Below are 18,188 nucleotides of genomic sequence, written 5' to 3' on the forward strand. Positions count from 1 at the left end.
CATCAGGAGTCCAGGACAGATGAGGAAAAGTCACCCCGTTCGGCGTGCCGTGCTCGCCGGCGCCGCGACCGTGTCCGGGATCGTGCTGCTGCTGTCGCTGAAACCGGCCTCGGACCCGGGCGCCGCCTCGGCGGCGGGCGGCGCCGCACCGCCGGCGGCCGCGCAGTCGCCGCAGGGCGGCCGGGGCGCCGGGTCCGGCACGGTCACCGGTGACGCGGCCGACACCCAGTACGGGCCGGTGCAGGTCCGGCTCACGGTGAGCGGCGGGAAGATCACCGGGGCCGAGGCCGTGCAGGCGCCCAAGGGCGGGCAGAGCGACCAGGTCACCGCCGATGCGGTGCCCAAGCTCAACCAGGCCGCCGTCAGCGCGGGCACCGCCGACATCGACGCCGTCTCCGGCGCCACCTACACCAGCGCCGGATACGTGAAGTCCCTCCAGTCCGCGCTGGACAAGGTCGAGGCCGCCTCCGCGGGACAGGACTCGGGCGAGGGCTCGGGCTCGGGGCAGGGCTCCGGCGACGGGACGGGGCAGGGCACCGGCGACGGCTCGGGCGGGGAGCAGGGCGGCGGTGGGCAGGGCACGCAGGTGCTCACCGGTGACGTCGCGCAGACCCAGTACGGGCCCGTTCAGGTGCGTGTCACCGTCAGCGGCGGGAGGATCACCGACGCCGAGACCCTCCAGGCGCCCAAGGGCGGACGGAGCGACCAGGTCACCGCCGACGCGGTGCCCAAGCTCGACCGGGCCGCCGTCAGCGCGGGCACCGCCGACATCGACGCCGTCTCCGGCGCCACCTACACCAGCGCCGGATACAAGCAGTCCCTGCAATCGGCACTGGACCGGGCCGGTGGCTGACGCCGTGGCCGAGTCCGCACAGGCTCCCGCCGCGGCGCGTCACGTGGAGGAGACGATGGGGACCGTCTTCTCCTTCGACGTCCGCGGCGGGGAACCCACGGCCGTACGGGCGGCGTTGGACGAGGCGGTCGCCGGGCTGCACCGGGCCGACGAGGTGTTCAGCACCTACCGCGACGACAGCGAGATCTCCCGGCTGGCGCGGGACGAGGTGACCGTCGGCGCGTGTGCGCCCGAGGTCGCCGAGGTGCTGGAGCTGGCGGCCGAGGCGGAGCGGGTGAGCGACGGCTGGTTCAGCACGCGGTACCGGGGACGGCTCGATCCGACCGGGATCGTCAAGGGCTGGGCCGTGGAGCGCGCCGCCCGCCGGATCGCGGCGGCGGGTGCGACGGGCGTCAGTCTCAACGGCGGCGGGGACGTGCAGTTGCTCGGGACCCCGGGGTCGGGGCGGCCCTGGCGGGTCGGTGTGTCGGACCCGCTGCGGCCCGGCGGGCTCGCGGCCGTGGTCTCCGCGGCCGGGGCGGCCGAGCTGGCCGTGGCGACGTCCGGCAGCGCCGAGCGGGGCGCGCATGTCGTCGACCCGCGCACCGGGCGTTCGGCGGTCACCGACCTGTTGTCCGTGACCGTGGTGGCGCCGCGGCTGACCTGGGCGGACTGCTGGGCGACGGCGGCGTTCGCGATGGGTTCGCGGGAGGGGCTGCGGTGGCTGGAGTCGCTGCCCGGCGTCGAGGGGCTGCTGATCACGGCCGGGGACGAGGTGCGGTGTACTGGAGGACTGGCGGCCTGGCTGGGCTGAACCCGGCCGACGGGTGACCGGCACGCCGCCGGGCAGGTGTCCGCACGCGTTGGAGGAGGCCGCATGGCAGAGGCGAGCGATGTCGAGGCCGTCGTGTTCGACGTACTCGGCACGATGGTCGACGAACCGGGGGGACTGCGCGCGGCGTTGCGCGAGGCGGTGCCCGAGGCCGACGCGGCCTCGGTCGGCCACCTGCTCACGGTATGGCAGGAGCACGTCGAGCACGAGATCGGGCGCATCGGGGCCAAGGAGCGGCCGTACGCCGACTCCGGGGTCCTGGACCGCGAGGCTGCGGAGCGGGTCGCCGAGCACGCCGGGCTCACCGACGGCGACGCCGTCGCGCGGCTGGCCACCGCCGGCCGGCGCCTGGCGCCGTGGGGCGACTCCGTCGCGGGTCTCGCGCGCCTGGCCGAACGCTTCCCGGTCCTGGGGCTCTCCAACGCCAGTCGCGCTTCGCTGCTCCGCCTCAACGCGTACGCGGGGCTGCGCTGGCACCAGGCCCTGTCGGCCGAGGACGCGGGGGCGTACAAGCCAGCGCCGGAGGTCTACCGGCTCGCCCTCGGCGCGGCCGGCTGTCCGCCGGAGCGGGTGCTGATGGTCGCCGCCCACGCCTGGGACCTGCGTGGCGCCCAGGCCGTGGGCATGCGCACCGCTTACGTCCGGCGCCCGGTGGGTGACCCGCCGCGCGGCTCGGACGCCTTCGACTGGGCGGTGGACGGTCTGGCCGAGCTGGTCGCGGTGCTGGCCCCGGAGTAGCCCCGCTCCCCCTCAGTGGCCGTTCTGCGCCAGCCGCAGCAGGTGGTCGGCGAGCGCCTGCCCGCCCGTCGGCTCCCGGCTGATCAGCATCAGCGTGTCGTCGCCGGCGATGGTGCCGAGGATGTCGTGCAGCTCCGCCTGGTCGATGGCCGAGGCGAGGAACTGCGCCGCACCCGGCGGGGTGCGCAGGACCACGAGGTTCGCCGAGGCCTCCGCGGAGATCAGCAGCTCCGCGGAGAGCCGCCGCATCCGCTCCTCCTTCGCCGACTCGCCGAGCGGCGCCCGCGGGGTGCGGAAGCCGCCCTCGCTGGGCACCGCGTAGATGAGGTCGCCGTCGGTGTTGCGGATCTTCACCGCGTTCAGCTCGTCCAGATCGCGGGAGAGCGTCGCCTGGGTGACGGTCAGCCCGTCGTCGGCGAGCAGCTTCGCGAGCTGGCTCTGCGAGCGCACCGCCTGCCGGTTGAGGATGTCCACGATCCGCCGGTGGCGTGCGGTGCGGGTCTGCGGCAGGGCGGGCCCCGCCGTCTGATCGTGCTCCTGCGCCTGGCTCATCGTCGTCTCATTCTCCGGATCGTCCGTCCCCGTGGGCCGCGTGGGCGGCCTGGTCAAGGATGCCGGGCAGGGCCCGGAGGAAGGCGTCCACCACGTCGTCGCCCAGGTTCAGCGCGGGCATCAGCCGTACGACATCGGGGGCGGGCGCGTTCACCAGGATTCCGGCGTCCTGAGCCGCCTGCTGCACCTGGGGCGCGAGCGGCTCGGTGAGCACGATACCCAGGAGCAGTCCGGCGCCCCGGACGTGCCCGGCCAACGGGTGGCCGAGAGCCTCGACTCCGCCGCGGATCCTCTCGCCCTGCCGCTTCACGTTGTCCAGCAGACCCTCGTCCGCGATGGTGTCGAGGACGGCGAGTCCGGCGGCGCAGGCGACCGGGTTGCCGCCGAAGGTGGTGCCGTGCTGGCCGGGCCGGAGGAGGTCGGCGGCGCGTCCGAAGGCGACCGTCGCGCCCAGCGGCAGTCCGCCGCCGAGGCCCTTGGCGAGGGTGACGACGTCCGGCAGGACGCCCTCGTGCGCCTGGTACTCGAACCAGTGGCCGGTGCGGCCGACGCCGGTCTGCACCTCGTCCAGGACCAGCAGCGCCCCGGTGGCGGCGGTGATGGCGCGGGCGGCCTTGAGGTAGCCGGGCGGCGGGACGACGACGCCGTTCTCGCCCTGGATCGGCTCGATGACGACCAGGGCCGTCTCCTCGGTGACCGCCGCCGCCAGCGCCTGGGCGTCCCCGTAGGGCACATGGGTGACGTCGCCGGGCAGCGGCCGGAAGGGCTCCTGCTTGCCGGGCTGGCCGGTGAGCGCGAGGGCGCCCATGGTGCGGCCGTGGAAGCCGCCCTCGGTGGCGACCATGTGCGGCCGCCCGGTGAGCCGGCCGATCTTGAAGGCGCCCTCGTTGGCCTCGGCGCCGGAGTTGCAGAAGTAGACCCTGCCGTCCCGGCCGAAGCGCTGGAGCAGCCGTTCGGCGAGCGCGACCGGCGGTTCGGCGATGAAGAGGTTGGAGACGTGGCCGAGGGAGGCGATCTGCCGGCTCACCGCCTCGACCACCGCCGGGTGGGCGTGGCCGAGCGCGTTGACCGCGATGCCGCCGACGAAGTCCAGGTACTCGGTGCCGTCGGCGTCCCAGAGCCGGCTGCCCTCGCCGCGCACCAGGGGCAGGCGGGGCGTGCCGTAGTTGTTCATGAGCGTGCCCTGCCAGCGCTCGGTCAGCTCCGCGTTGCCCGCGGTGTCCCCGGTGTTGCTCACGACTCCCCCTGTTCGTCCGGCACGACCATCGTGCCGATGCCCTCGTCGGTGAAGATCTCCAGCAGGATCGAGTGCTGGACCCGGCCGTCGATGACGCGGGCGGTGGTGACGCCGTTGCGCACGGCGTGCAGGCAGCCCTCCATCTTCGGCACCATGCCGGACGACAGGTCGGGCAGCAGTTTCTCCAGCTGGGTCGCGGTGAGGCGGCTGATCACCTCGTCGGAGTTCGGCCAGTCCTCGTAGAGGCCCTCGACGTCGGTGAGGACCATGAGAGTCTCGGCGCCGAGCGCCGCAGCGAGTGCCGCAGCCGCCGTATCAGCATTGACGTTGTAGACATGGTGGTCGTCCTCGGAGCGGGCGATCGAGGAGACGACCGGGATGCGGCCGTCGGCGAGCAGCGCCTCGATGGCGCCGGTGTCGATCTCGGTGATCTGTCCGACCCGCCCGATGTCGACGAGTTCGCCCTCGATCCGGGGCTGGTGCTTGGTGGCGGTGATGGTGTGGGCGTCCTCGCCGGTGAGGCCGACGGCGAGCGGCCCGTGCTGGTTGAGCAGGCCGACCAGTTCGCGCTGGACCTGTCCGGCCAGCACCATCCGTACGACGTCCATGGCGTCCTCGGTGGTGACGCGCAGGCCGGCCTTGAACTCGCTGACGATGCCGTGCCGGTCGAGGGCGGCGCTGATCTGCGGGCCGCCGCCGTGCACGACGACGGGCTTGAGGCCGGCGTGGCGCAGGAAGACCACGTCCTGGGCGAAGGCTGCCTTCAGGTCCTCGTCGACCATGGCGTTGCCGCCGAACTTGATGACGACGGTCCTGCCGTGGTGCCGGGTCAGCCAGGGCAGCGCCTCGATGAGGGTCTGGGCCTTGGGCAGCGCGGTGTGCTTGCGGGTGCTCATGAGGAGTACGCGCTGTTCTCGTGGACGTAGTCGGCGGTGAGGTCGTTGGTCCAGATGGTGGCCGTGGCGTCGCCTGCGGCGAGGTCGGCGACGACGTGGACCTCGCGGTAGCGCATGTCGACCAGCTCGCGGTCCTCGCCGACGCCGCCGTTCTTGCAGACCCAGACGCCGTTGATGGCGACGTTCAGCCGGTCGGGCTCGAAGGCGGCGGGGGTGGTGCCGATGGCGGAGAGCACGCGGCCCCAGTTGGGGTCCTCGCCGTGGATGGCGCACTTGAGGAGGTTGTTGCGGGCGATGGTGCGGCCGACCAGGACGGCGTCGTCCTCGGTCGCGGCGTTCACGACCTCGACCTTGATGTCCTTGCTGGCGCCCTCGGCGTCCCGGATGAGCTGCTGCCCGAGGTCGTCGCAGACGGTCCGGACGGCCTCGGCGAATTCGTCGTGGGCCGGGGTGACGCCGGAGGCGCCCGAGGCCAGCAGCAGCACGGTGTCGTTGGTGGACATGCAGCCGTCGGAGTCGACCCGGTCGAAGGTGACGCGGGTGGCGGCGCGCAGCGCGGTGTCGAGCGCGCCGGCCTCCAGGTCGGCGTCGGTGGTGAGCACGACGAGCATGGTGGCGAGGCCCGGCGCGAGCATCCCGGCGCCCTTGGCCATGCCGCCGACGGTCCAGCCGTCCTTGGTCACGACGGACGTCTTGTGCACGGTGTCGGTGGTCTTGATGGCGATGGCGGCCTTCTCGCCGCCGTGCTCGGACAGCTGCCCGGCGGCCGCCTCGACGCCCGGGAGCAGCTTGTCCATCGGCAGCAGTACGCCGATCAGTCCCGTCGAGCAGACGGCGACCTCGCCCGCGCCCGTCCCGAGCACCTCGGCGGCCTTCTCGGCGGTGGCGTGGGTGTCCTGGAAGCCCTTGGGGCCGGTACAGGCGTTGGCCCCGCCCGAGTTGAGGACGACGGCGGACACCTGCCCACTCTTCAGCACCTGCTCGGACCACAGAACCGGCGCGGCCTTGACGCGGTTGGAGGTGAAGACGCCCGCGGCGGCGCGGCGGGGACCGGTGTTGACCACGAGGGCCAGGTCGGGGTTGCCGCTCTCCTTGATCCCGGCGGTGATTCCGGCCGCGGTGAATCCCTTTGCTGCGGTCACGCTCACGGGGCGACTCCGATCGTCGTCAGTCCGGTGGTCTCGTCGAGACCCAGGGCGATGTTCATGCTCTGAACGGCACCGCCCGCGGTGCCCTTGGCCAGGTTGTCGATGGCTGCGATGGCGATGACGCGTCCCGCGGCGGCGTCGTACGCGACCTGGACCTGCACGGCGTTGGAACCGTAGACGGAAGCGGTGGCGGGCCACTGGCCCTCGGGCAGCAGGTGCACGAAGGGCTCGTCGGCGAAGGCCTTCTCGTAGGCGGCGCGGACGGCTTCGGCGGTGACACCGGGCTTCGCCTTGGCGGTGCAGGTGGCGAGGATGCCGCGGGGCATCGGTGCGAGGGTCGGCGTGAACGAGACGGTGACCGGCTCTCCGGCGACCGCGCCGAGGTTCTGGATCATCTCGGGGGTGTGCCGGTGCAGGCCCCCGACGCCGTACGGCGACATGGACCCCATGACCTCGCTGCCCAGCAGGTGCGGCTTGGCCGCCTTGCCCGCGCCGGAGGTGCCGGAGGCGGCGACGATCACGGCCTCGGGCTCGGCGAGGCCGGCGGCGTAGGCCGGGAAGAGGGCCAGCGAGACGGCGGTCGGGTAGCAACCGGGCACCGCGACACGCTTGGACCCCTCCAGCGCGGCGCGGGCACCCGGCAGTTCGGGGAGGCCGTAGGGCCAAGTGCCGGCGTGCGGGGAGTCGTAGAACCTCTCCCAGTCGCCGGCGTCCTTCAGGCGGAAGTCGGCGCCCATGTCCACGACCAGCACGTCGGGCCCGAGCTGCTCGGCGACGGCGGCGGACTGGCCGTGCGGCAGCGCGAGGAACACCACGTCGTGCCCGGCGAGCGCCTCGGGCGTGGTCGCCTCCAGGACCCGGTCGGCCAGCGGCAGCAGATGCGGCTGCAGCGCACCGAGCCGCTGCCCCGCGTTGGAGTTGCCGGTCAGGGCGCCGATCTCGACCCCGGGGTGCGCGAGCAGCAGACGCAGCAGCTCACCGCCCGCGTACCCACTCGCTCCGGCCACCGCCGCACGTACCGCCATGACGTCCTCCATCCTTGATGGCATGACTATACGTATCGCTGCACGTTTATGCAATCCAGAGCGTGGCTCTGTCGCCCGGCCATCGATCACGCGAGGGTGACGCGCATACCGCCGTCCGCGAGCACTCCGAGTACCTCGGCGAACAGGTCGCGGGGAAGGCCGTCCGCCGTCAGGACCTGGGACAAATACTCGCGCGCCGTCCCGGCGTCCCGCCAGAGCAAGGTGGCGGGCGCTGTGTATCCAAAGGTGCCGCGCAGACAGTCGGCGAGGGCGTCCAGGCAGCCGCCGAAGTAACCGCCCGGTCCGTTGACGGCCTCTCCGAGGGCGAGGTGGAGACCGGGTTCGTCGGTGATGTGCCGGCCGTCGATCTCGTAGGCGTGACCGGCAGGCCGATCGGGGCAAGGGCGTCGGCAGCCACGCTCCCGGACGAGTTCGAGCCACGTTGCACGGTGCCTGGTGTCGAGACCGGCCCAGGCGTTCGCGGCCACCGGCGGCCCGGCAAGCCACCGCTCCCAGACGGGTCGGGCGTGTACGGGCACGGGCTCGAACAGCGCCGAGTCGAGCTCCAGGTCGATCAGGCCCGCCCCGCGCGAGGACGGCCGCCAGGCCATGACCTTGGCCCACAGAAACCGCTCGGCGAGGTGTTCACCCCGGCCGTCGCGTATCTCCAGGGCGGCCTCCTCCAGGTCCAGCGCCCGCCGGGTGCCCTTGTCCAGGGCCGCGCGCAACCGGTCCCCCGGTGTCAGCCCCCGCAAGACAAGTGGGGTCACTTCACGCTCGGGCGGCAGGACCCGGGTGAACTCCCGGCAGGAGCCCAGCCACCGCCGCCCCTCGTGCAGCCGCACGGGAGTCCGGTGCCCCTCGGGCGGGCCTTCACAGTCGTCCAGCCCGACGAGGACGAGGCCGTCCGTCCCGGGCGGCCGCACCGCGCTCACCGCGTCCTCCAGCAGCCAGGGCCCGAGCTCCTCGCCCCCGGGCCCCGCTCCGCCGTCCGGCACCAGCCACACCCGGCTGCCGAGCCGGCCCCGCACGTCGTCGCCCTCCGGCACCCAGCCGAACAGCTCGTACGTGCCACGCTCCGGCTCCCCGAAGAGCCCGTCGACCTCGTCGCAGACTCCCCAGACGTGGCCGTCTTCAGTCTCCGTGAGCGCGTATCGCCCCGGCTCGGGCCGGTCACTGTTCTCCAGCACGATGCACATCATCCCGGACCGGGCCGGCCGGCGGCGACGTGGTGCCGCCGGCCGGTCCGGAGCACGGCCTACCCCTGCCCGATCCGCAGGAACGTCACCGAGTTCGCCGGGAAGGTGTACTCGAACTCGCCCGCCACCCCGGAGAAGGTGGACCGCACCGGCGTGACCGGTGTGGTCGTCTCCGTGTTCACCGCGTCCTGGTCGGCGGCCAGGGTCGTGACGCGGGCCTTGGCGGCGACCTTCGCCCCGCCGAGGTCGACGGCCGTGCGGGCCGCGGTGTCCTGGGCGTTGACGACCTTGACGATCAGGTCGCCGGTGCGCGCGTCCTCCGTGACGACCTGGCGGAACGGCTCGGCCGGCTTGTCGTCGGTGAAGCTGCCCCACTCCTCTCCGTCGAGGTAGAGGGTCACCTGGCGGCCCCGCACCTCGACGTCGATGTCGTAGGCGCGGCCCGTCTCGATCGACCCGGCCTTCGACAGGAGCGTCGACTTGCCGCCGTCCGCGGCCTGCTCGACGGCGGACCGGGTGTTGTTCCAGCCTCCCAGGTTCCACCAGTAGTAGTTGCCGGTGTCCTTGACGCCGAAGGCGACGAGGAAGCCCTCCTTGCCTGCCTTCTTGGTGGCCCGCACGTGCAGGTCGTAGTTCTGCCAGCCGGGGTCACCGGCCGTGACCATGGTGTTCTCGGCCGCGGTGTCCGTCTGGACGTAGGCGCCGTCCTGGACGGTCCAGCTGCCCGCGCCGGAGTGCGTCCACCGGGACGCGTCCCCGGAGAAGTCGTCGGACAGGAGGGTCCGGCCGTCCTCCGAGGTCACCCGCACGTCGTCGTACGCGGCGCCGGTCGCCCACGTCGACAGGCCGACGGCGCCGGTGATGGGGCCGCTGACGTCCGGTGTGGCCGTCGCCGTGGACGGGACGACGCGATCGCCGGTGTTGTTCATGAAGAGCTTCTGGACCTCGTAGTTCGCCGAGCCCCAGGACGCGTGGTTGTTGAACCAGATCAGGTCCGGGCTCCACTGCACGTAGTCCTCGTTGGCGAGGAGCGGGGCGTAGGAGGCGAGCTTGACGACGTCCGCGTTGCGTTCGAGGCCGGTCATGAAGGCCGCCTCGGACAGGGCGTTCCTCCAGGCGTTGCCCTGGGAGGCGTATTCGCCGAGGAAGACCTTCGGGCCCTCGCGGTCGTAGGAGTCGTAGCGGTCGTTGTTCTGGAGGAACCACTGCGGGCTGTTGTAGTAGTGCTCGTCGACCATGGCGACGCCCGCCTCGCGGTTCAGCTGCCACGCCGTGTCGAAGACGGTGCCGGAGTCGTCCGGTCCGGAGTTGGAGACGACGGTGACGTCCGGGTACTCCGCCTCGATGGCCGCGCGGAACTTCTTGAAGCGCTCGAGGAACTCGACCGGGAGGTTCTCCTCGTTGCCGACCCCCAGGTGGGTGAGGCCGAAGGGCTTCGGGTGGCCCATCTCGGCGCGCTTGCGTCCCCACTCACTGGTGCGGGGGCCGTTGGCGAACTCGATGAGGTCCAGGGTGTCCTGGATGTGCCGCTTCAGCAGCGCCTCGTCGTCGACCGCCTGGTTCTGGCCGCAGCCGGTGACCAGGGCGGGGACGACGGGCAGCGGCATGGCGCCGATGTCCTCGGCGAAGCGGAAGTACTCGTAGTAGCCGAGGCCGTAGCTCTGGTTGTAGCCCCAGAAGTTGGCGTTGGTGGCGCGCTGCTCGACCGGGCCGATGGTGTCCTTCCACTGGTAGCTGCGCTCGCGCTGCCAGCCGCTCGCCTCGCTGTAGTCCTCCATGGAGCCGGTGTTGACGAGGCAGCCGCCGGGGAAGCGCAGGAAGCCGGGACGCAGGGCCTCGATCTTCTCGGCGAGGTCCGCGCGCAGGCCGTTCGGCCGGTGCTTGTAGGTGTCGCGCGGGAACAGCGACACCATGTCGAGGGCGGCCGGGGCGGCGGTGGCCACGGCGAGCCTGCCGCGGTCGCCGGTACGGGTCGCGGTGAAGGTGGCGGTGTACTTGCGCCACCCGCCCCGCACGGCCACCTCGCGCACCTGCGCGAGCGTCCCGGCGGCGTCCCGGAGGGTGACGGTGAGGGTGGTGCCGCCGGCGGCTCGGGCCCACACCGAGAAGTCGTACTTCTGGCCCTTCTCGACGTGGATGCCGGTGTTGTAGCCGCCGTTGGTGACCGACGAACCGGCGCCCAGGGAGAGGTAGGCGCGGTTGCGCTCGTTGAGCCGGCCCGCGTCGTCCAGCACCCGGGCCGTGCCGTCGGCCGTCCAGGAGGTGAGCGGCGTGTACGAGGGGTTGTCGGCGGTGGAGTACTCGAAGGACCGGTTCTGCACCAGCTCGGCGTAGAGGCCGCCGTCGGCGGCCCGGTTGATGTCCTCGTAGAAGACGCCGTACATCGTGTCGTCGATCGCGGCGCCCCGGGCGGACGGGTCGACGGTGATCGTGTAGTCGGCGACGGCCTCCGCGCGCGCCGGGGACGGCAGCAGGGCCGAGGCCGTCAGGAGGGCGGTGACGCTGAGACCGAGTCTCCAGCGGGTGCGTGACATGGATACTCCGCGGCTCTCACTAGTCGTTCGAGATATCGGACATTGGTCAGCACTTCGAACGGCAAGATAGGGAGGTGACCGGAGTGCGTCAACGGGTCACGCAGCAACCAGTGGGCCGGGGCCGGAAAGCGAGTGAAAATGGGCGAGTTGTGGCCGGTGCCGGACGTGCTGGCGTATCTCGCGGGCCGGTGGCGCACCGAGCGGACGGTGCGGGACCTGGCGAGCGGCGCGGAGGGCCGCTTCGAGGGGACCACCGCCTTCGACGCGCTGGCGGAGGGCGGGCTGCTGAGCAGGGAGTCCGGCGCCTTCACCTGGCAGGGCGTGACCCGGCCCGCGGAGCGGACACTGCGCTACGCGCCGGGGAGCACTCCGGGCACCGCCGACGTGCGCTTCGCGGACGGCCGCCCCTTCCACGGCCTCGACCTGGCCTCGGGACGCCATGTGGCCGACCATCCGTGCGCCGCCGACCTCTACCGAGGCGAGTTCACCGTCCAGGGCCCGGGCCGCTGGCGGACGGTGTGGCGGGTGGGCGGCCCGGCCAAGGACCTGCTGCTCACAACGGATTATCTTCGTGAAACGCCGGATGCGCGGCCCACTGCGGAGGAGTCCCCTCGAAGCGCAGACTCCAGCGGCCCGCCCGGCCCGTGAGCGTGGTCGCCGAGAGGGGCCGCACGTCCAGGTTCCAGTACGTCGCCGGTGGCGCCCGCAGCGCGTAGACCAGCGCGGCCCGGATCACGGAGGGCTCGGCGACGGCGACGATGCGGTCGCCGTGCTCGCCCGGGCGGGTGTCCAGCCAGCCGCCGACCCGGCTGATGAAGACCAGCAGCGACTCCCCGCCGTGCGGGGCCGACCACGGGTCGGCGAGCCAGGCGTCCACCGCCGCGGGCTCGCGGGCCATGGCCTCGGCGAGTGTCAGTCCGCGCCAGCGGCCCATGTCGCACTCCCGCAGGGCGAGCTGGACCAGCGGCGCGCAGCCGAGGGCGTCCCCGGTGGCGCGGCTGCGGGGCGTGGGCGAGCAGTAGCGCAGCTCGGCGGCGGCCAGCGGCAGCAGACCACCCGCGGCACGGAGCACCTCGTCCCATCCGGCCTGGTCCAGCGGCCGGTCGTCGTCGAAGCGCTCGGCGAGCAGCGGTGAGCTGCGTGCGGAGGCGACGAACGTGACCCGGAGCGCCATGCCGTGATGGTGGAGGGCAGAGGTGACCAGGTCAAGGGTTGTTACTCGGGGCTACCAGGATTCACGCCATTCACGTCCCGAGCGTGAGCGCCGGTGCCCGCCCCGTCAGCCGCCCCACGTCTCCGTGCAGGCGGTGCGCAGCCGTCGAACGCCTTCGGCGATCTCCCCGGCGCCCGCCACCGCCGCGAAGCTCAGCCGGAGGTGGGCGGCGGGGGGTTCCGCGCTGAAGTAGGGGCGGCCCGGGGTGATCGCCACGCCCGCGCGCAGGGCGGCCGCGGTGAGCGCGGCCTCGTCGGTGCCGTCGGGCAGGCGGAGCCACAGGTGGTATCCGCCGGACGGGATGTGCGGCAGCGACACCTCGGGCAGGCGCAGCCGCAGCGCGGACGTCATCGCGTCCCGCCGGTCCTTCAGCTCGGCGGCGATCGCGCGCAGGTGGCGCGGCCAGGCGGAAGACCCCACGAGTTCCAGCGCCGCCTCCTGGAGCGGCCGGGGCACGAAGAAGGTGTCGACGACCTGGATGGCCCGCAGCCGCTCCAGGACCGGCCCGCGCGCCGCCAGCGCGCTGACCCGGAAGCTGGGCGAGGTCGCCTTGGTCAGCGAGCAGACGTGGACCACGACGCCGTCCGGGTCGTCGGCGGCGAGCGGCGCGGGCAGCGGTCCGGCGTCCTCGTGGACCAGCCGCCGTACGAAGTCGTCCTCCACCACGAAGGCACCGGCCGCCCGAGCGATGCGCAGCACCTCACCGCGCCGCTCCGGGGCGAGCACGGCACCGGTCGGGTTCTGGAAGAGGGGCTGGCAGACCAGGACACGGGCGCCGGTGGCCCGGAAGGCGTCGGCGAGCAGGGACGGGCGGACACCGTCGGCGTCCACGGGGACCGGCACCGGGCGCAGTCCGGCCGCCCGCGCGATGGCCAGCATGCCGGGATACGTCGGCGACTCGACCAGCACCGGGGTGCCGGGCGGGGTGAGGGCGCGCAGGGCGGTGGTCAGCGCGGACTGTCCGCCCGCCGTGATCAGCACCTCGGCGGCCGTGATGGCTCCGCCGATCCCGCGCGCGAACCACTCCCGCAGCTCCGGCAGCCCTTCCATCGGCGGCCGTCCCCACGCACCGGGCCGCCGCCCGGCCCGCGCCAGGGCCGCGGCCATCGCGCGCTCGGGCTGGAGCGAGGGGTGCAGGTAGCCGCCGTTGAACTCCACGACGCCGGGCGGTGGGGCGGCCAGCGAGACCAGCACGCCCGAGGCGTCCACCGTGCGCGGTACGAGGTCGGCGGCGCCGTCCGCGCTGAGCGCGACCTCCTGCCAGGAGGTGTCCCCCGTGGGTGCGGCCGTGGGGCGCGGCCGGGCGCGGAAGGCGCCGGCGCCGGGCCGGGTGACCACCAGTCCCTCGGCCGCCAGTTGCGCCAGGGCCCGGGAGACGGTCACCGGGCTCACCCGGAACCGGTCGACGAGGGCCCGGCTCGACGGGAGCTTTCCGCCGGGTGAGTAGCGGTCCAGCTCTCCTCGCAACTGACTCACCAGGTCAGCGACACTGCTACGCTCATGCATGAGAGCACAGAGTAGCGCTACCGCACCGTCCGGGATAGCAGTGGGCGGTTCGACCGCGAGCACCGGCGGCCGGTCCTCCGGCACGCTCCTGGCCGCGCTCGGCGTCGTCGCCTTCTCCCTCACCTTCCCGGCCACCGCCTGGGGCCTGGAGGGCTTCGGCCCCTGGTCCCTGATCGCGGTGCGCAGCATCCTGGCCGCGGTGATCGCCGGGGGCTGCCTGCTCGTCCTGCGCGTGGCGCTCCCCGCGCGGCGGCACTGGACCGGTCTCGCGGTGGTCGGCGCCGGGGTGGTCCTGGGCTTTCCGCTCCTGACCACGCTCGCCCTCCAGACGTCGACGACCGCGCACGCCGCCGTCGTGGTCGGCCTGCTGCCGCTGACGACCGCGCTGTTCTCCGCCCTGCGCATCGGCACCCGGCCCTCGCGCACCTTCTGGCTCGCCGCCCTGGCGGGTGCGGCGGCCGTGATCGCCTTCACGGTGCAGCAGAGCGGCGGGGCGCTGACCTCGGCCGACGCCTATCTCTTCGGGGCGCTGCTGGTGTGCGCGGCCGGCTACACGGAGGGCGGCCGGCTGGCCCGGGTGATGCCGGGCTGGCACGTGATCGGCTGGGCGCTGGTGCTGTGTCTGCCGCTGACGGTGCCGATGGCCGCGGTCGCCCTGTCGTACGAGCCGGTGCACCTGACGGCGCACAGCGTGACCGGGCTGCTGTGGGTGGCGGCGGGCTCGCAGTTCCTCGGCCTGGTCGTCTGGTACCGGGGCATGGCGGCCATCGGGATCCCGAAGGCCAGCCAGTTGCAGCTGGCCCAGCCGCTGCTCACACTGGTGTGGTCGGTACTTCTCCTGGGCGAGCACCTGACGGTGGCCGCTCCGCTGACTGCCGCGGCGGTACTGGTGTGCATCGCGGTCACCCAGCGGGCCCGGGGCTGAGAGCGGCACACAGGCGAGGAGGCCCCACGCATGCACGCAATGAAGGGCGACCAGCTGGTGCAGCACGGCCGGGTGGTCGGTGAACACGACAAGGTCGGCGAGATCGTCGAGGTCCTGGGCGAGAAGGGCTCTCCCCCGTACCGGGTCCGGTTCGAGGACGGGCACGAGGGCGTGTGCTCGCCCGGCCCCGACACCGAGATCCGGCACCGGGAGATCCAGCTCTGAGACCCTCCCGTCCGGCGCGGGCTCAGCGCGGGACGGCGGCCGGCAGCGTGTAGTGCTCCGCCGCCACCCGCGCCATCGCACCGCCCCGGTCCTCCGCCACGTCCTTGGCGGAGAAGAAGACGTGTCCGCTTACCTGCGGGTGGCGCGCGGCGAGAGCGAGATGCCGGGACACTTCGGCCGGGTCCTGCCAGGCGGCGGGCTGTGCCGAGTCCCCGGCCTTGTACAGCGCCTCACCCACGTAGAGCTTCGTCCGGCTGCCCTCGGCCACCTCGGCCCACCAGGGGAGCAGCTTCGCGTAGTCCGCGCCGTTCTGGCCGATGCTCCAGTACAGCTGCGGCACGACGTAGTCGAGCCAGCCCTCGCGCACCCACTTGCGGGTGTCCGCGTACAGGTCGTCGTACGTCTGGACGCCCGCCCGGGTGTCCGAGCCGCGCTCGTCGGTGGCCGCGTTGCGCCACACCCCGAAGGGGCTCACCCCGAAACGGGCGGAGGGGCGGACCTTCCTGACGCGTGCCGCGGTCTCGCGCACCAGCCGGTCGATGTTGTCCCGCCGCCAGTCGGCCCGGCTGCCGAAGCCGGCGCCGAAGGTGCCGAAGGCCGCGCCGTCGTCGAAGCTCTCGCCGGTGACCGGATAGGGGTAGAAGTAGTCGTCGAAGTGGACACCGTCCACGGCGTACTTCTCCACCGCGTCGAGCATCGCGTCCTGGACGAAGGCCCGGACCTCGGGCAGCCCGGGGTTGTAGTAGAGCTTCCCGCCGTACGGCACCACCCACTCGGGATGCTTGCGCGCGGGGTGGGCGGGGACCAGGTGGCCCGGGTCGTCGTGCAGGGAGACCCGGTACGGGTTGAACCAGGCGTGCAGTTCCAGGCCGCGGGCGTGCGCCTCCTCGACCGCGGTGCCCAGCGGGTCCCAGCCCGGGTCGCGCCCCTGGCTGCCGGACAGGTACTGCGACCACGGCTCGTACGGCGAGGGCCACAGCGCGTCGGCCGTCGGCCGCACCTGGAGGAACACCGTGTTCAGCCGGTGCCGGACCGCGTTGTCCAGGTGCTCGACCAGTTCGGCGCGCTGCTCCGCGGCGCCCAGCCCGGCGCGGGTGGGCCAGTCGCGGCCGGCCACCGTGGCGAGCCACATGCCCCGCATCCCGGCGGCGGCGCGGCGCACCGGCGGTTCCGGCGCGGAGACCGGCGCCGCCGACGCCGCCGGCGCCACGGTCAACGCCGACAACGCCGCCACCGCGAAGGCACGACGCGAGACACCGCTCATGGGGAGACCTCCTGAACGCTGTGGATCCGCACGCTCACGGATCGTGTACGGGGCCTCAGCATGCCCGACCCGGGAGACGGATCCGTGACCATTCGGGGGTAACGTGCTCGATCGGAGCAGGCGCCGGGGACCCCGGTGCGCCTGTTGCCAGCCTTGAAGTCAGCGAAAGGGACGATGTGACCGGCATCTCGGGAGATATCGCACGCGTCGGCGTGGTGGGCTGCGGCCAGATGGGGGCGGGCATCGCCGAGGTGTGCGCCCGCTCCGGTCTGGAGGTGATGGTCGCCGAGACCACGGGCGAGGCTCTGGAGATCGGCCGCACCCGGCTGTACAACTCGCTGGCCAAGGCCGCCGAGCGCGGCAAGATCACCGAGGAGGAGCGGGACGCCACGCAGGCGCGGCTCAGCTTCACCACCGATCTCGGCGAGTTCGCCGACCGTGACCTGGTGATCGAGGCGGTCGTCGAGAACGAGCAGGTCAAGACCGAGATCTTCCAGGTGCTCGACCAGGTCGTGACCCGGCCGGACGCGATCCTGGCCTCCAACACCTCCTCGATCCCGCTGGTGAAGCTGGCGGTCGCCACCTCGCGGCCCGACCACGTCATCGGCATCCACTTCTTCAACCCGGCCCCGGTGCAGCAGCTGGTCGAGCTGATCCCGGCGCTCACCACCTCCGAGGGCACGCTGAGCCGGGCTCAGCTGTTCACCGAGAAGGTGCTCGGCAAGCACGCCATCCGCGCCCAGGACCGCTCCGGCTTCGTGGTGAACGCGCTGCTGATCCCCTACCTGCTCTCCGCGATCCGGATGTTCGAGTCGGGCATCGCGAGCCGCGAGGACATCGACAACGGCATGGAGATGGGCTGCGCCCACCCGATGGGCCCGCTGAAGCTGGCGGACCTGATCGGCCTGGACACGGTCGCCTCGGTGGCGTACTCGATGTACGAGGAGTACAAGGAGCCGCTGTACGCCGCTCCCCCGCTGCTCCAGCGCATGGTCGACGCGGGCCGGCTCGGCCGCAAGAGCGGCTCGGGCTTCTACTCCTACGGCTGATTACGCGCAGCGACGCGCACGGGCCCGGCACCTCGGACGGTGCCGGGCCCGCGGCATTCACACGGCGTGTGCGCCCCGGGCACGCATATGCCGTCCGCACACTCTCCCCACGCGTCCACCAGGCGAGTTGACTCGACATGCACATGCAAGGGATGTGAGTTGACTACGGAAAGGAGCGGTCCGTGACCGCCGATCCCGAGCACCCCGTCGTCCAGGGAGAACTCGCAGAGTTACGACGCCGGCTGGACGTGGCCTACGCCCGAGTCGAGGGCGGGCACGCCCTGCTCTCCCACCGCACCGAGGAGACCGCCAGGGAGCTGGCGGACCTCAGTACCCGGCTGACCGCGCTGGAGCACGCCCGCTGGCCCCTCCCCTCGGTGGCCGTCGTCACGGCCCTGGGCGCGCTGATCGTGGCGGTCTGGCAGGCCCTCGGACGCTAGCCTGCCCGGCGGCCGAGGCCGGGCGGGGCGTCCTGCCCGAGCCTGAGGTGGTGCAGCAGGAGTAACGCGGCCGCCATGTTGGCGGCCGGGACCTCCCCGCGGGCGACCAGGTCGGGAACGAGCTTGAGCGGAATCCACTCCCGGCGGTCCGACTCGAAGTCGTCCACGGGGTGCCCGACGTACGTGCCCTCGTCGGCCCAGTAGACGTGGTGCCGGGCGTCGGTGAGCCCGTTGGACGGCTCCACGCTCATCAGGTGCCGCAGGGGTCCCGGCCGCCAGCCGGTCTCCTCCTCCAGCTCCCTGGCCGCCGCCACCGCGACGTCCTCGCCGTCCTCGACGACGCCGGCCGGCAGTTCCCAGCCCCAGCTGTCGGTGATGAAGCGGTGCCGCCACAGCAGGAGGACCTCGTTCGCCTCGTTCACGACCGTGGCCACGGCCACCGGGCGCATCCGTATGAGGAAGTGGTCGAGATGCCGACCGTCCGGTAGTTCGACATCGGCGAGATTGACGCTGAACCAGCGATTTGCGTACACATTTTGTTCGCTCTGTTTCGTCCACTGCACGGTTCTGCCA

General features: G+C 72.8%; 19 protein-coding genes. 8 read left to right on the forward strand and 11 right to left on the reverse strand.

What is annotated here, in order from left to right; translation table 11 throughout:
• Positions 1 to 19: 19 nt before the first annotated feature.
• From ACGF3J_RS19675 to ACGF3J_RS19685, 3 genes are all read left to right on the forward strand, one after another.
• Entirely contained in the window at positions 20 to 853 is an 834-nt protein-coding gene (locus ACGF3J_RS19675; protein WP_393854412.1) for an FMN-binding protein, read from the forward strand.
• A 55-nt stretch (positions 854 to 908) separates the two neighbouring features.
• Positions 909 to 1,646 (forward strand): FAD:protein FMN transferase, encoded by a 738-nt coding sequence (locus tag ACGF3J_RS19680; RefSeq protein WP_161326070.1) that lies wholly within the window; start codon positions 909 to 911, stop codon positions 1,644 to 1,646.
• A 63-nt stretch (positions 1,647 to 1,709) separates the two neighbouring features.
• Positions 1,710 to 2,402 carry a haloacid dehalogenase type II gene (locus ACGF3J_RS19685; protein ID WP_161326060.1) on the forward strand — a complete coding sequence of 231 codons (693 nt, stop codon included), beginning with the start codon at positions 1,710 to 1,712 and terminating at the stop codon, positions 2,400 to 2,402.
• 12 nt (positions 2,403 to 2,414) lie between these two features.
• Here the strand turns inward: ACGF3J_RS19685 and ACGF3J_RS19690 are convergent, their stop codons facing one another.
• From ACGF3J_RS19690 to ACGF3J_RS19720, 7 genes are all read right to left on the reverse strand, one after another.
• Complete coding sequence (locus ACGF3J_RS19690) at positions 2,415 to 2,954, reverse strand: arginine repressor (protein WP_064726981.1); 540 nt, start codon at positions 2,952 to 2,954, stop codon at positions 2,415 to 2,417.
• 7 nt (positions 2,955 to 2,961) lie between these two features.
• Positions 2,962 to 4,191, reverse strand: coding sequence for an acetylornithine transaminase (locus ACGF3J_RS19695; RefSeq protein WP_161326061.1), 1,230 nt, complete (start codon positions 4,189 to 4,191; stop codon positions 2,962 to 2,964).
• On the reverse strand, positions 4,188 to 5,087 hold the full coding sequence (argB, locus tag ACGF3J_RS19700) for an acetylglutamate kinase (protein WP_161326062.1): 900 nt from the start codon (positions 5,085 to 5,087) through the stop codon (positions 4,188 to 4,190). Before argB ends, ACGF3J_RS19695 begins: the two co-directional genes overlap by 4 nt.
• Complete coding sequence (argJ, locus tag ACGF3J_RS19705; protein ID WP_161326063.1) at positions 5,084 to 6,235, reverse strand: bifunctional glutamate N-acetyltransferase/amino-acid acetyltransferase ArgJ; 1,152 nt, start codon at positions 6,233 to 6,235, stop codon at positions 5,084 to 5,086. The genes argB and argJ overlap by 4 nt, the downstream gene beginning before the upstream one ends.
• Positions 6,232 to 7,260, reverse strand: a complete 1,029-nt coding sequence (gene argC / locus ACGF3J_RS19710; RefSeq protein ID WP_161326064.1) for an N-acetyl-gamma-glutamyl-phosphate reductase — start codon at positions 7,258 to 7,260, stop codon at positions 6,232 to 6,234. The genes argJ and argC overlap by 4 nt, the downstream gene beginning before the upstream one ends.
• Positions 7,261 to 7,346: 86 nt before the next feature.
• A complete protein-coding gene (locus ACGF3J_RS19715; protein WP_161326065.1) occupies positions 7,347 to 8,462 on the reverse strand; it encodes a barstar family protein in 1,116 nt (371 codons plus the stop codon).
• 56 nt (positions 8,463 to 8,518) lie between these two features.
• The gene (locus ACGF3J_RS19720; RefSeq protein WP_161326066.1) at positions 8,519 to 10,993 is read right to left on the reverse strand and encodes an alpha-L-arabinofuranosidase C-terminal domain-containing protein; all 2,475 of its coding nucleotides are present in this window, start codon (positions 10,991 to 10,993) and stop codon (positions 8,519 to 8,521) included.
• Between the two features lie 138 nt (positions 10,994 to 11,131).
• On the opposite strand from ACGF3J_RS19720, the gene ACGF3J_RS19725 reads away from it, so the two are divergent.
• Entirely contained in the window at positions 11,132 to 11,641 is a 510-nt protein-coding gene (locus ACGF3J_RS19725) for a DUF6314 family protein (protein WP_161326067.1), read from the forward strand.
• Here the strand turns inward: ACGF3J_RS19725 and ACGF3J_RS19730 are convergent.
• A complete protein-coding gene (locus ACGF3J_RS19730; protein WP_161326068.1) occupies positions 11,547 to 12,167 on the reverse strand; it encodes a histidine phosphatase family protein in 621 nt (206 codons plus the stop codon). The two genes, ACGF3J_RS19725 and ACGF3J_RS19730, sit on opposite strands and share 95 nt — an antisense overlap.
• 105 nt (positions 12,168 to 12,272) lie before the next feature.
• Positions 12,273 to 13,712, reverse strand: a complete 1,440-nt coding sequence (locus ACGF3J_RS19735; protein WP_393854413.1) for a PLP-dependent aminotransferase family protein — start codon at positions 13,710 to 13,712, stop codon at positions 12,273 to 12,275.
• On the opposite strand from ACGF3J_RS19735, the gene ACGF3J_RS19740 reads away from it, so the two are divergent.
• Positions 13,711 to 14,637 carry a DMT family transporter gene (locus ACGF3J_RS19740; RefSeq protein ID WP_161326321.1) on the forward strand — a complete coding sequence of 309 codons (927 nt, stop codon included), beginning with the start codon at positions 13,711 to 13,713 and terminating at the stop codon, positions 14,635 to 14,637. The two genes, ACGF3J_RS19735 and ACGF3J_RS19740, sit on opposite strands and share 2 nt — an antisense overlap.
• 30 nt (positions 14,638 to 14,667) lie before the next feature.
• Entirely contained in the window at positions 14,668 to 14,862 is a 195-nt protein-coding gene (locus ACGF3J_RS19745) for a DUF1918 domain-containing protein (RefSeq protein WP_122617272.1), read from the forward strand.
• Positions 14,863 to 14,884: 22 nt separating this feature from the next.
• Here ACGF3J_RS19745 and ACGF3J_RS19750 read toward each other — a convergent pair whose 3' ends face one another.
• Positions 14,885 to 16,126, reverse strand: coding sequence for a glycoside hydrolase family 10 protein (locus ACGF3J_RS19750; RefSeq protein WP_393854414.1), 1,242 nt, complete (start codon positions 16,124 to 16,126; stop codon positions 14,885 to 14,887).
• A gap of 176 nt (positions 16,127 to 16,302) precedes the next feature.
• Between ACGF3J_RS19750 and ACGF3J_RS19755 the strand changes: the two genes are divergently transcribed.
• Both ACGF3J_RS19755 and ACGF3J_RS19760 read left to right on the forward strand, forming a co-directional pair.
• Positions 16,303 to 17,175 (forward strand): 3-hydroxybutyryl-CoA dehydrogenase, encoded by an 873-nt coding sequence (locus ACGF3J_RS19755; RefSeq protein WP_122617274.1) that lies wholly within the window; start codon positions 16,303 to 16,305, stop codon positions 17,173 to 17,175.
• A gap of 182 nt (positions 17,176 to 17,357) precedes the next feature.
• A complete protein-coding gene (locus tag ACGF3J_RS19760) occupies positions 17,358 to 17,615 on the forward strand; it encodes a hypothetical protein (protein WP_161329210.1) in 258 nt (85 codons plus the stop codon).
• Here ACGF3J_RS19760 and ACGF3J_RS19765 read toward each other — a convergent pair.
• On the reverse strand, positions 17,612 to 18,178 hold the full coding sequence (locus ACGF3J_RS19765; protein ID WP_161329211.1) for an NUDIX hydrolase: 567 nt from the start codon (positions 18,176 to 18,178) through the stop codon (positions 17,612 to 17,614). The two genes, ACGF3J_RS19760 and ACGF3J_RS19765, sit on opposite strands and share 4 nt — an antisense overlap.
• Positions 18,179 to 18,188 lie beyond the last annotated feature (10 nt).

The organism is Streptomyces sp. NPDC048171 (assembly GCF_043202655.1).
Lineage (GTDB): Bacteria > Actinomycetota > Actinomycetes > Streptomycetales > Streptomycetaceae > Streptomyces.

Excerpts from the sequence above, each read along its gene's own strand:
- argC (WP_161326064.1), bottom strand. The coding sequence starts at position 7,260 with ATGGCGGTACGTGCGGCGGTGGCCGGAGCGAGTGGGTACGCGGGCGGT.
- ACGF3J_RS19750 (WP_393854414.1), bottom strand. The coding sequence starts at position 16,126 with ATGAGCGGTGTCTCGCGTCGTGCCTTCGCGGTGGCGGCGTTGTCGGCG.
- ACGF3J_RS19715 (WP_161326065.1), bottom strand. The coding sequence starts at position 8,462 with ATGATGTGCATCGTGCTGGAGAACAGTGACCGGCCCGAGCCGGGGCGA.
- argB (WP_161326062.1), bottom strand. The coding sequence starts at position 5,087 with ATGAGCACCCGCAAGCACACCGCGCTGCCCAAGGCCCAGACCCTCATC.
- ACGF3J_RS19740 (WP_161326321.1), top strand. The coding sequence starts at position 13,711 with ATGAGAGCACAGAGTAGCGCTACCGCACCGTCCGGGATAGCAGTGGGC.
- ACGF3J_RS19720 (WP_161326066.1), bottom strand. The coding sequence starts at position 10,993 with ATGTCACGCACCCGCTGGAGACTCGGTCTCAGCGTCACCGCCCTCCTG.
- ACGF3J_RS19730 (WP_161326068.1), bottom strand. The coding sequence starts at position 12,167 with ATGGCGCTCCGGGTCACGTTCGTCGCCTCCGCACGCAGCTCACCGCTG.
- ACGF3J_RS19745 (WP_122617272.1), top strand. The coding sequence starts at position 14,668 with ATGCACGCAATGAAGGGCGACCAGCTGGTGCAGCACGGCCGGGTGGTC.
- ACGF3J_RS19725 (WP_161326067.1), top strand. The coding sequence starts at position 11,132 with ATGGGCGAGTTGTGGCCGGTGCCGGACGTGCTGGCGTATCTCGCGGGC.
- ACGF3J_RS19675 (WP_393854412.1), top strand. The coding sequence starts at position 20 with ATGAGGAAAAGTCACCCCGTTCGGCGTGCCGTGCTCGCCGGCGCCGCG.
- ACGF3J_RS19690 (WP_064726981.1), bottom strand. The coding sequence starts at position 2,954 with ATGAGCCAGGCGCAGGAGCACGATCAGACGGCGGGGCCCGCCCTGCCG.
- ACGF3J_RS19685 (WP_161326060.1), top strand. The coding sequence starts at position 1,710 with ATGGCAGAGGCGAGCGATGTCGAGGCCGTCGTGTTCGACGTACTCGGC.
- ACGF3J_RS19735 (WP_393854413.1), bottom strand. The coding sequence starts at position 13,712 with ATGCATGAGCGTAGCAGTGTCGCTGACCTGGTGAGTCAGTTGCGAGGA.
- ACGF3J_RS19680 (WP_161326070.1), top strand. The coding sequence starts at position 909 with ATGGGGACCGTCTTCTCCTTCGACGTCCGCGGCGGGGAACCCACGGCC.